Below are 12264 nucleotides of genomic sequence, written 5' to 3' on the forward strand. Positions count from 1 at the left end.
GCAAGGCCAGGGCGGTTGCGAGGCGGGCCTTCATTCCCATAGTGACGATCCTTTATTCAATCCATTGTGGTGGTTCGCACCATCCGGTTTACAGCGTGGCGCGCTCAATCGAACCATATACCCATCCTGGCCTAATGCATGGCAGCGGCGGGTTGATTCACTTCTCAAGTTGTTATCCGGAGCGGTGAATTCGCCGCTGAGCTTGACCTGTTGCGCGTCCAGACATGGTCAACGCCAACGAAGGTCTCAGTCGCGCATGGTCGCGCCATTGATGATTAAAGAACGTCGCGAGTCGCTGTCGGATGGACGCGGGCAGCGCGCAGGAACAGCCATGTAACATTGGTTACATGAGCTGCGCGCGGCGGCGGCGACGTCGTTTTGTTGGCGACTCTAAATCCGTTCCAACGAGCGGTTGCGAGTGGCCGGGCCGAACACGCCAACCACCAACGCCGCAACCAGCATGCTGGCGACGATGCAGGCCAACACGGGGCCGACACGTTGACCGGTGTTGTCCATCAAAAAGCCGATCAACAGGCTGCTGAACGCCGTGGACAAACGGCTGAAGGAATAGCAAAAACCCACCGCACGGGCACGCAAAGCGGTAGGGAACAATTCGGCCTGATAGCCATGGTAGGCGAAACTCATCCACGCATTGCAGGCAGCAATCGCCGCACCGCACGCAATGATCGTGAGCGGCTGACTCTGCCAAGCGAACAGCGTGCCGAACAACACCGCCCCCAGTGCCGATACCACCACCTGTGCCTTGTTCTCCCAGCGCTGAGCGAAACGCAGCAACAGCAGCGGCGCCAGCGGATACGCCAACGCAATCGCGAAGGAATAACCCAGGCTTTGCACGCTATCGGCCCCATGCTTGGCCAGTAGCTTCGGCAGCCAGTTGCTGAAGCCGAAGAAGCCCACCGCCTGGAACACGTGAAAGCCGATCAGCATCAACATGCGACGTCGGTACGGCACTTGCCACAGCCTCGCGAAGCGCGGCGGTGGCGCAGTCACCGTCGGCTCCGGCTCCGGGGCCGGCAGCGCACGCCCCAGGTCGGCGCTGCAGCGCGCTTCCAGATCGACCAGCACGACCTCGGCCTCGGCCTGCCGGCCCTGCGTGGCCAACCAGCGCGGCGACTCGGGCAGCCGGCTACGCAACCACCACACCGCCACGGCGAAGCCGCCGCTGAGCAACACCACCCACCGCCAGCCGCTGATTCCCAGCGGCGCATGCGGCACCAGCAGCCAAGCGCTCAACGCCACCGCAGGCACCGCCAGGAACTGCAGGCAGAACGCGAAAGCAAAGGCCGCACTGCGCATCTGTCGCGGCACAAGTTCCGACAGGTAGGTATCGATGGTGACCAATTCGATGCCCAGGCCGATACCGACCACGCCGCGCCAGAGGATCACCCCCAGCGCGCTGTGCTGCATTCCCATCGCCACGGTGGCGACGCAGTACCAGAGCAGTGCGAAGGTGAACACCGGGCGGCGCCCGAAGCGGTCGGTGAACGGGCTGAACAGACTCGCGCCGACAAACAAACCAAGAAACGTCGCCATCCCGAACGCGCCCTGGTCTGAAGTACCGAACACGCCCGCCGCCCCCTCGGCGAAGATGCCATCGTGCAGCAGGCCCGGGCTGATGTAGGCCGTCTGGAACAGATCGTAGAGTTCGAAGAATCCGCCTAGCGCCAGCAACCCGACCAGACGCCACAGCGTCCGGGTCGGCGGCAGGCGCTCCAGGCGGGCCACGACGTGCGCGACGGAATCGGCAACAGAAACGACAGGATCGCGCATTGGCATATACCGTTGGGGGAGGTGGGCGCCTGCAGCCAAGCATACGGCGCCGTCGCATGCTGCCCGAGACAGCGCGACCACCGCCACTACCAAATGCAAGAAATGCTGAACCAGGCAAATCGACGTTCAGCGCAACGTCGGGTTGCCAGGAGCACTGCGACCCCACGCGCAACGTTGATCCAGGAGCAATGATGAGCGCAGCCGATGCCTTGGACGAAGCCTGGCTGTCATCCCTTGCATCGCCACATTTCACTGCCACGATGCGCTCCTTGCATTGCCGTATGCTTGGCGGCAAGTGGGCCACGCGCCGACGAGACGCCGTGGCAGAATCGGGATGCTGGACTTTTAAGGAGAAGGACGATGCGCAACAGCAACGCAATCGGATACCACCGGCTGGCCTGGGTCTTTATCTGCATAACAGCAAGCGCCTGCGGCACCGCGACCGCACAGCAGTCCGCAGCACAAGCGCAGGCACTGCAGCAGCAAAACCAACAGATGCAACAGACGCAGACCAGACAGGCATCCAACGGTCTGTCTGCGGCCTATCTGGAATGCCGCAAGCAAGCCAATGGCATCGACGAACGGCGCCGCTGCATCCAACGCGAACAGCGCGTGCAGCAGGATCGCCTGGATCGCGCTTACGACACGCTGCGTTACCGCCTCAGCGGCAGCGACCGCTCCAAACTGATAGACGCCCAATACACCTGGCAACAATCCAACGCGCAAGGCCAGGCGCTGGACAAGGCGCTCGGTGGGCGCAGCCAGGAAGCAGCTCTGCAGAGCGCAGAGGCCAACCTGCAACGGATCGGTGCCCGCGCCGACCAACTCGAAGGCTACGCACACTCCGGGCACTGAGGGTACAGCGCGTCGGCGTCGGCCAACGCGCCATCGCACACACTCTTCGCTGTGGTATCGCGCGGCGTACGCGTGCATGCGAGCGCCTGAAGCAACGAAAGTATTCGCACACCTGCGGTTGGAGCACACACTCACCGCGCTTGCGCATGCCACCACCGCCTAAGAGTGGCCAACATCACCTCGCCCGTCGCTGTCAGGTGGGTGCGGACAGCCAAAGCACACGATCACCGGCGCAGCGCACGAGGTGCGTCACTGCCCCGGATCGCAGCCCGCGCCCTGCTGCACGCATAGTTGCGTGGCACGGCGCAGCTGCGCAGCGCTCAACTGCGGCGGCGGCCGCGCCGTGGCGGCCTGGATCTGATCCGGTGCACCGGTCAGCGTGTGCAGCCCCTTGGCCGCCTTGGCTTCGAGGTAATAGACGCCCTGCACCAGGTAGCCGCCACTCAAGCTGACTTGCTCGATCGAAGGTGGCGGCTTCCAATCCTTGTCGAACGGATTGGGTTTGAGATCGACGGGGTTCTTGAATCGATACAGATCCAGCGGCTGGCCCTCGTCAGGCGGCAACGCACGCACTTCGCCCAGGGTCTGGATGTCCGGCGGCGCGCTGCTGACCTGCAACGGGTCCGCGGCGGCGGGCACAGGCACGGCCTGCTGCTGCGCATGCGCCGACACACATGCGGTCAAGAGCGTTGCAGCGATGACCAGACGGATCGGGCTACCCATCGCATGCGTTCCTTCCATCGTCGTCAATGAGAAGCGTCGAGCTTACGTTCGTCGGCACACGGCCACTAGCGCGTTACCCGCTGACGTTCATGTCGGCGACAGCGGGCGCACGCACAACCAGATGGCATACCAGTGCGCCAATGCGCCACCGAGTACATGCGCATGCCAGATCGCGCGGTTGTAAAGCATCGATTTGCGCACGTAGAACGCCACACCTACGGTGTAGATCGCGCCGCCGATGGCGATCAGCCACAACACGGTGCTGTCCAGCTCCGCCATGATCGGTTTGACCGCAACCAGCCCAGCCCAACCCAACAGCATGTAGATCGCCACCCAGAAACCCTTGGCAAGGCCGGGCAGAAACAGTTTGGCGAACACACCCAGCAACGCCACACCCCATACCGCCAAGGTCATCGACCAGACCCAGGCACCGGAGAGGGCCAGTACGAAGAGCGGGGTGTAGGAACCAGCGATCATCACGAAGATGCCCGCGTGATCGAACTTACGCAACAAGGGCTGACGCAACGGCGGGGCGAAGTTGTACGCCGCCGAGCAGGCGAACATGGTCAGCAACCCCAACGCATACACGCACGTGGCAAGCAGCAAGACGTCTTTGGCATGCGCGCGCCAGACCAGCAGCACGCCGCCGACGCTGGCCAGCAACAGGCCGGCGGCATGCACGATCAAGTCGGCACGGCGCGCGGCGGCGGTACGATAGTGCGGGACGGAAGCGGAAGCCGACACGGACAAGAAAATTTTCGGCGCGCCCGGAAGCAGCGCCGCAATGCTGGAGGGGCCTATAGGATACGCGCCCCGCCCTGACACGCAGCACAGCGAGGCCGGACCGTCGCCTTATCCGCACAACGACCGACCACCACGCCACACGACGTAGCGAGGAAGCGCTGCGGCACGGGGCCGTATGCCGCCACATATCGCGACGCTCGCCTGCAAAGAATCACTGGCCCTGAGTGCAGATGCGCTACGCCCGATCCAGCCGAGGCGACCGGTCGGCCGACAAAACCCGCAACACGCCGCCACGGCGCGAAGCATCCGGAGCGTCGGACGGCACTCACCCAAGCAACCTTGCAAACGTCGGTTAACGCGCGGCGAACGCCACGTGTCCGATGCTGCTGCCGTTATGCTGTCCATTCTTTAGAATTGCTTCCATCCATCAGGAACTTCGATGAGTACATCCCTTTTCTCCCGTGCGTCCACGCGTGCCGGCCTGCTCGGCATCTCTTGCATGGCACTGGCACTGGCCCTGACCGCATGCAACGCGCCGCCACCGGACGAACAGGAACAGGTGACCGCCAAGGCCCAGGCCGCCGCGCAACAGGCGGCGACGCCGGACCCGGCCAGCGCGCCGGAGGCGCCGCCTGTGGGAAGCTGCGATGCCTCGCAGGCGCAGGGCCTGGTGGGTCAGGCCGCCGAACCGGCGCTGCTGGATCAAGCCCGCACCGACACCGGCGCCAAGAGCGTGCGCGTACTCAAGCCAAATCAGCCGGTGACCATGGAATTCAACGGCGAACGCCTGAATATCGAGGTCGATGCCAAGAACCAGATCACCGGCGTGCGCTGCGGTTAAGCCGCCTGTTCAGACACCCCCACGGCCACGGCAGCGTTGTCGCCAATTTCGATGTTACAGCTGCAACTTTATATTGCGGCACCGCACCAACTGTGGTTTAGTCGATATTCCGGTGACCTCAAGAAGCGCTCCATGACAGAGCGGGGGCGAGTGTCGCCGTGTTCCTTCGGATCGCTTTCAGAGGCAGACATGGCACCCCCCGACCGCCACGGACTCTACGACCCACAAGACGAGCGCGATGCCTGTGGCTTCGGCATGGTCGCGCAACTCGACGACCAACCCTCGCGGACCCTGGTGGACACCGCCATCGCTGCACTGTCGCGGATGACCCACCGCGGCGGTGTCTCCGCCGATGGCCTGACCGGCGACGGTTGCGGCCTGCTGATCCGCAAACCCGAGGGGTTCCTGCGCGCGTTGGCCAGCGAGGCGGGCATCGCCATCAGCGACCACTTCGCCACCGGCCTGGTGTTCCTGCCGTGCGCCGATACCAATGCCGCCGCACACTGCCGTCAGGTACTGGAAGAAGAATTACGCCGCGTCGGCATACAGCCACGCGGCTGGCGGATTCCGCCGACCGACGACACGGTGTGCGGGCAGTTGGCGAAGGACACCTTGCCGCGGATCGAACAGATCTTCGTCGATGCCGGCGCCGAACAGAGTACGGACGCCTTCGCCGTGGCCCTGTTCCTGGCGCGCCGTCGCGCCGAGCAGCACCTGCGCGAGGTCGCCGATTTCTACGTGACCACGCTCTCGCCCGACAGCATCAGCTACAAGGGCATGGTGCTGCCAGACAAGCTCAGCGCGTTTTATCTGGATTTGCAGCGTAGCGACCTGGCCTCCAGCGCCATCGTGTTCCACCAGCGCTTCTCCACCAATACGCTGCCACGCTGGCCGCTGGCGCATCCGTTCCGCTTGCTGGCGCACAACGGCGAAATCAACACCATCGAAGGCAACCGCCGTTGGGCACAGGCACGCAGCAAGGTGTGGAAGACCCCGCGCTTTGACATCGCCGAATTCGACCCGGTGATTTCGATGCACGGCTCCGATTCGCAGAGCCTGGACAATATGCTCGAACTGCTGGTCGCCGGCGGCATGGATCTGCTGCAGGCACTGCGCATCCTGATGCCACCGGCGAGCCAATCGCTGGAGTTCAAGGATGCCGATCTAGCCGCGTTCTACGAATTCCACGGGCTCAACGCCGAACCATGGGATGGCCCGGCTGGCATCGTCGCCTGCGATGGCCGCTATGCAGCCTGCATGCTCGACCGCAACGGCCTGCGCCCGGCACGCTGGATGCTGACTTCCGACCGCCATTTTCTGGTCGCCTCCGAAGCCGGCGTGTGGGAACTGCCCGCCGAGCGCATCACCCGCAAAGGCAAGCTCGGCCCTGGCGAGATGATGGCCATCGACCTCAAGCGTGGCGACCTGCTCGACTCCGATGCGATCGACCGCATCAACCGCGGCCGCGCTCCTTACAAGCAGTGGCTACAGCAAGGCGTGACCTATCTGCAGACCGAGTTGATCGACCCCTCGCTGGTCGAGGAACCGTTCGACGAGCGCACCCTGCGCAGCTATCACAAGCTGTTCCAACTCAGCACCGAGGAAGTGGAACAGGTCCTGCGACCGTTGGCCGAGACCGAGCAGGAAGCGACCGGCTCGATGGGCGACGACACCCCGATGGCGGTGCTCAGCCAGCACACCCGGCCGCTGTACGATTACTTCCGCCAGGCATTCGCGCAAGTCACCAACCCGCCCATCGATCCGCTGCGGGAAGACTGCGTGATGTCGCTGACCACCCAGCTCGGCAGAGAGACCAACATCTTTCATGCCGGCCCGGAGACGGTGCACCACGTCATCCTCAACTCGCCGGTGCTCAGCCAACGCAAGCTGCGCCAGCTCCTGAAGATGGAGCAGTACCAACAGCGCAACGCGCAGATCGACTTGTCCTACAGCGTCGAGGAAGGGCTTGAAGCCGGGCTCAAGCGCATCTGCGCCGAGGTCGAGCAGGCCGCGCGCGATGGCAAGATCTTGCTACTGCTGACCGATCGCTATCCGGTGCCGGAACGGCCGATGGCGCACGCACTGCTGGCCACCGGCGCGGTGCACCACCATCTTTCGCGCATCGGCTTGCGCTGCGACGTCAACCTGATCATCGAGACCGGCACGGCGCGCGACCCGCACCACATGGCCTGCTTGTTGGGCTTCGGTGCTACGGCGGTGTATCCGTACCTGGCCTATCAAACGCTGTTCGACCTGGGCCGGCGCGGCATCCTGCTGCTCAAGAGCGACGGCGAACAAACCCAGATCGGCCGCAAGTACCGCAGGGGCATCTACAAGGGTCTGTCCAAGATCATCTCCAAGATGGGCATCTGCACCATCGCCAGCTATCGCAGCGCGCAGTTGTTCGAGATCGTCGGGCTGGATCCGGACGTGGTGGCGCTGTGCTTCCCGGAAACCACCTCGCGCATCGGCGGGGTCGATCTGGCGCGCCTGGACACCGAGGCGCGGCAACTGACCGCGCGTGCCTGGAACGATCTGCTCAAGCCGGAGGTGGGCGGCCTGCTCAAGTACGTCCACGGCGGCGAGTACCACATGTACAACCCGGACGTGGTGCTGACCTTGCAGCGCGCCACGCGCACCGGCGCGCAGGCCGACTGGGCCGCGTATACCGCGGCGGTACATGGACGCCCCGCTTCGGCGTTACGCGACCTGCTGCAACTCAAGCGCGCCGAAACCCCCACCCCGCTGGATCAAGTCGCCCCGGCCGAAGACCTGTTGCGACGTTTCGACACCGCCGCGATCAGCCTGGGCGCCCTGTCGCCGGAAGCACACGAAGCGCTGGCGATCGCCATGAACCGGCTCGGCGGGCGCAGCAATTCCGGCGAAGGCGGCGAGGATCCGGCGCGCTACGGCACCGAGAAACGCTCCAAGATCAAACAAGTGGCTTCCGGCCGCTTTGGCGTCACCCCCGAGTATCTGGTCAACGCCGAGGTGTTGCAGATCAAGATCGCGCAGGGTGCCAAGCCCGGCGAAGGTGGCCAGTTGCCCGGGCACAAGGTCAACGAACTGATCGCCCGGCTGCGCTACGCGCGGCCCGGCATCGGCTTGATTTCGCCACCGCCGCATCACGATATCTACTCGATCGAAGACTTGGCGCAACTGATCTACGACCTCAAGCAGGTCAATCCAACCGCGCTGGTGTCGGTGAAGCTGGTCAGCCATGCGGGCGTGGGCACCATCGCCGCCGGCGTGGTCAAGGCCGGCGCCGACCTGATCACCGTGTCCGGTCACGACGGTGGCACTGGCGCCAGCCCGGTCAGCTCGATCCGCTATGCCGGCGTGCCATGGGAACTGGGCGTGGCCGAGTCGCACCAGGCGCTGGTCGCCAACGACCTGCGCGCACGCACCATCCTGCAGACCGACGGTGGGCTGAAGACCGGCCTGGACGTGGTCAAGGCGGCGATCCTGGGCGCGGACAGTTTTGGCTTCGGCACCGGGCCGATGATCGTGCTCGGCTGCAAATATTTGCGCATCTGCCACCTCAACAACTGCGCCACCGGCGTTGCGACCCAGGACGAACGCTTGCGCGCCAACCACTTCGTCGGCCTGCCAGAGCGCGTGGAGAATTTCTTCCGCCTGCTGGCCGAGGAAGTGCGGCAGTGGTTGTCCTACCTGGGCGTGCGCTCGCTCGACGACATCGTCGGTCGCACCGATCTGCTGGAACAACTGCAGGTGTCGCCACGCGAGGGCGTGCGTGTGGATCTGTCGCGGCTGCTCACGGACGTGCGCCATGACAGCGGCCATTGCGCCGCACAACGGCTCTACGAATCGCCGGACAGCCTGGCCACGCAGATGGATGGCCTGCTCGCCGACGCCATCGCGCACAAGCGCGGCGGCGAACATCGCTTCCTGATCCACAACACCGACCGCTCGATCGGCGCACGCCTGTCCGGCACCATCGCCCGCACCCACGGCAACCATGGCATGGACGATGCGCCGCTGACTCTGCGCTTCCGCGGGTCGGCCGGGCAGAGCTTCGGCGCGTTCAACGCCGGCGGTCTGCTTCTGGAGTTGGAAGGCGAAGCCAACGACTATGTCGGCAAGGGCATGGCCGGCGGTCGCCTGGTGGTGCGGCCCCCGCGCGGCGCGCGCTTCGAGGCGCGCAGCACCGCGATCATCGGCAATACCTGCTTGTACGGCGCCACTGGCGGGGAACTGTTCGCCGCTGGCCGTGCTGGCGAGCGCTTCGCGGTGCGCAACTCCGGCGCGCTGGCGGTGATCGAAGGCGCCGGCGATCATTGCTGCGAGTACATGACCGACGGCATCGTGCTGGTGCTGGGCAAGGTCGGGCTGAACTTCGGTGCAGGCTTCACTGGCGGTCTGGCCTACGTGCTCGATGTGGACCGCGATTTCGTTGATCGCTACAACCACGAACTGATCGACATCCATCGCATCTCCGCCGAAGGCTTCGAACGCCACCGCCAGCACCTGCACAAGCTGATCAGCCGTCACCGCGAATTGACCGGCAGCATCTGGGCGCAGCAGATCCTCGACGAATTCCGCGACTACGTCGGCAAGTTCTGGCTGGTCAAACCCAAGGCCGCCAGCATCGAATCGCTGACCGAATCGCTACGCCGGGCCGCCTGATCGTCCACCTCCACGCCACGGTTGTCCTGCCATACACCATGCTTCACGAGACCTTTCCATGAGCCGCAAGCACGCATTCCAGTTCCTCGACCTGCCCCGGCAGATGCCACAGCGCATCCCGGTGGAACTGCGCACCTCCGGCGACTGGAACGAGCTATACGGCAAGTTCGACAAGGCCGACGCGCAGTACCAGGCCGGGCGCTGCCTGGATTGCGGAAACCCATACTGCAGTTGGAAATGTCCGGTGCACAACGCCATCCCGCAATGGCTGCAACTGGTGCAGGAAAACCGCATCGAAGAAGCCGCGGCGCTGTGCCACAGCACCAATCCGCTGCCGGAAGTCTGCGGCCGGGTGTGTCCGCAGGATCGTCTGTGCGAAGGCAGTTGCACGCTGGAGGAGTTCGGTGCGGTGACGATCGGTGCGGTGGAGAAATACATCGTCGACACCGCGCTAAATAACGGCTGGCGCCCGGATCTGAGCCAGGTCCAGGCCACCGACAAACGCGTGGCCGTCATCGGCGCCGGCCCGGCCGGGTTGAGCTGCGCCGACCGGCTGGCCCGCGCCGGCATCCAGGCGGTGGTGTACGACCGCTACGAGCAAATCGGCGGCCTGCTGCAATTCGGAATTCCCAGCTTCAAACTCGACAAGAGCGTGATCGGCAAGCGCCGCGAGGTGCTCGAAGGCATGGGCGTGCAGTTCCGCCTGGACGTGGAGATCGGCCGCGACGTCAGTCTGCAACACCTGCTCGACGAGTACGACGCGGTGTTCCTCGGCACCGGCGCCTACCGCTACACAGACGGCGGCCTGCCCGGCCAGGATCTGCCCGGCGTGCTGCCAGCGCTGCCGTTTTTGGTGCAGAACAGCCGCATCGTCGGCGGCAACGATCCCTGGGGCCGACCGATCGCCGGCTGGGAAGATAAAATCGCCCTGCCCGACCTCAACGGCAAACGCGTCGTGGTGCTGGGCGGCGGCGATACCGGCATGGACTGCGTGCGTAGTGCGATCCGCCTGGGTGCGGCGAAGGTCACCTGCGCCTACCGCCGCGACGAAGCGAACATGCCTGGCTCCGCACGCGAAGTGGCCAACGCACGCGAAGAAGGCGTGCGTTTCCTGTTCAACCGCCAACCGCTGGCGGTTGAAGCCAATAGCGCAGGCAACGTCGCTGGCGTGCGCGTGGTGCAGACCCGACTCGGCGAACCGGATGCGCATGGACGTCAGGCTGCCGAGCCGGTGGAAGGCAGCGAATCGGTGTTGGACGCGGACGTGGTCATCATCGCCTTCGGCTTCTCTCCCAGTGTTCCGGAGTGGCTGGCCGCACAGGGCGTGGAGGGCACCGCCAACGGTCGAATCCTGGCCGGTGGTGGCGACCGCCTGCCTTACCAAACCAGCAACGCCAAACTGTTTGCCGGTGGCGATGCCGTGCGTGGTGCCGACTTGGTCGTCACCGCAGTAGCCGAAGGTCGCGATGCCGCCGCCAGCATCGTCCAGTGGATCGGCAGCGACCTCTCGGTCACCCGCGATGCCGCAGCCTGAGCACAACGCATAGCGACGTCCGAAAATGCCCGCGCTGTGGCGATCAGTGCGCAGGCGCGTCGCCAGGTCAATGCGGACACGCCGCGCCCGACGTCTCACAGATCACCGCGCTCCAGGCATGCGGATTGTCTTCGGCCACAATCCTAGTCGACAGCGGTCAGAAGGGCGGTTAACCGACTAACGCGCTGACCGTTCATAGGCACGACCCCAGCGCCCTCGTATCTGTACCGTGTCCGCCCTCTTTGGCAGCAACAAGCCGTCGGTGCATATGGCGATTGAGTCTGCACTGCCATCCGGAGCAGACTATCGTCTCTGTTTCTAAACGGATCGATACATGCGCCTGGGCCTAGCCGCCAACCGATTGCACCACGAGGGCGAGAACGCGGCCCTGTTCCGCTGGCTGCGTGCCTGCGAGACGGGCATCCATGAACTGCAGCTCGGCCTGCATGCGGTGGGCCGTACCCACGACGCAATCGTGCACGCCGGCCTACTGCCCCACTATGCAGGCCTCAAGCGTTATCCGTTCGGTCGCGAAGGCGGGTTGATGCAACTTGTCGCCGAGGTGGTCGGGCTGGAAGGCACACAACGCACGCTTGACGGAGCAATTTATCTCATCGACCCGGTGGATCCGTCGTCGATCTTTCCCGAGGCGGTTGCACTCAAGCGCCAGTGCGTGATCCACGGTAAACCCTTCATCTCCACGCTCGCCAGCGCTCGCGACTGGATCGAGATGGAGCGCATACATGCCGGACTGACGGCAGACCCCGGTGCCGACGACCTGCACAGGTTCGAACAGCATACGCTGGCGCTGATTGCGCACGACGCGATGAAACCGCAGATGCTCGCCTTCGCCAGCGAGTATTTCGATCTACTGTCGCGCTTCGCCAACCGCATCGCCACCGGGACCACAGGCCAGCAGCTCAACGAATTGGCCTGGAGCCGTGGCTGGCCACAGGGCCAGGACTGGGTGCACCGCTACCAAAGCGGACCACTTGGAGGAGACGCGCAGATTGCCTCTAGCGTGTTGTCAGGAGTTTGCCATCGAGCGTTGTTTTTTGAGGATGCGCATGTCGCGCGTCAGCACGAGGCAGGAGGATGCGCATGTCGCGCGTCAGCACGAGGCAGACAT

At 64.6% G+C, this 12264-nt stretch carries 8 protein-coding genes; 5 read left to right on the forward strand and 3 right to left on the reverse strand.

Annotated features, from left to right (window positions below; translation table 11 throughout):
- Window positions 1–390 precede the first annotated feature (390 nt).
- On the reverse strand, window positions 391–1791 hold the full coding sequence (locus XANALMUS060_RS15780; protein WP_045739249.1) for an MFS transporter: 1401 nt from the start codon (window positions 1789–1791) through the stop codon (window positions 391–393).
- A 360-nt stretch (window positions 1792–2151) separates the two neighbouring features.
- Here XANALMUS060_RS15780 and XANALMUS060_RS22255 point away from each other — a divergent pair, with 360 nt between their 5' ends.
- A complete protein-coding gene (locus XANALMUS060_RS22255; RefSeq protein ID WP_235430553.1) occupies window positions 2152–2646 on the forward strand; it encodes a DUF1311 domain-containing protein in 495 nt (164 codons plus the stop codon).
- Window positions 2647–2895: 249 nt separating this feature from the next.
- Here the strand turns inward: XANALMUS060_RS22255 and XANALMUS060_RS15790 are convergent, their stop codons facing one another.
- Entirely contained in the window at window positions 2896–3369 is a 474-nt protein-coding gene (locus XANALMUS060_RS15790; RefSeq protein ID WP_045739256.1) for a hypothetical protein, read from the reverse strand.
- An 87-nt stretch (window positions 3370–3456) separates the two neighbouring features.
- Window positions 3457–4119 carry a hemolysin III family protein gene (locus XANALMUS060_RS15795; RefSeq protein WP_045739250.1) on the reverse strand — a complete coding sequence of 221 codons (663 nt, stop codon included), beginning with the start codon at window positions 4117–4119 and terminating at the stop codon, window positions 3457–3459.
- A 433-nt stretch (window positions 4120–4552) separates the two neighbouring features.
- On the opposite strand from XANALMUS060_RS15795, the gene XANALMUS060_RS15800 reads away from it, so the two are divergent.
- The 4 genes from XANALMUS060_RS15800 to XANALMUS060_RS15815 all read left to right on the forward strand — a co-directional run.
- Window positions 4553–4954 (forward strand): I78 family peptidase inhibitor, encoded by a 402-nt coding sequence (locus tag XANALMUS060_RS15800; protein ID WP_045739251.1) that lies wholly within the window; start codon window positions 4553–4555, stop codon window positions 4952–4954.
- A gap of 189 nt (window positions 4955–5143) precedes the next feature.
- The gene (gene gltB / locus XANALMUS060_RS15805; protein WP_045739252.1) at window positions 5144–9601 is read left to right on the forward strand and encodes a glutamate synthase large subunit; all 4458 of its coding nucleotides are present in this window, start codon (window positions 5144–5146) and stop codon (window positions 9599–9601) included.
- A 58-nt stretch (window positions 9602–9659) separates the two neighbouring features.
- Window positions 9660–11135, forward strand: a complete 1476-nt coding sequence (locus tag XANALMUS060_RS15810) for an FAD-dependent oxidoreductase (protein WP_045739253.1) — start codon at window positions 9660–9662, stop codon at window positions 11133–11135.
- A gap of 334 nt (window positions 11136–11469) precedes the next feature.
- A partial coding sequence (locus tag XANALMUS060_RS15815) for a hypothetical protein (protein ID WP_045739254.1) occupies window positions 11470–12264 on the forward strand: 795 nt, incomplete at its 3' end.

Source organism: Xanthomonas sp. MUS 060 (assembly GCF_000963215.1).
Lineage (GTDB): Bacteria > Pseudomonadota > Gammaproteobacteria > Xanthomonadales > Xanthomonadaceae > Xanthomonas_A.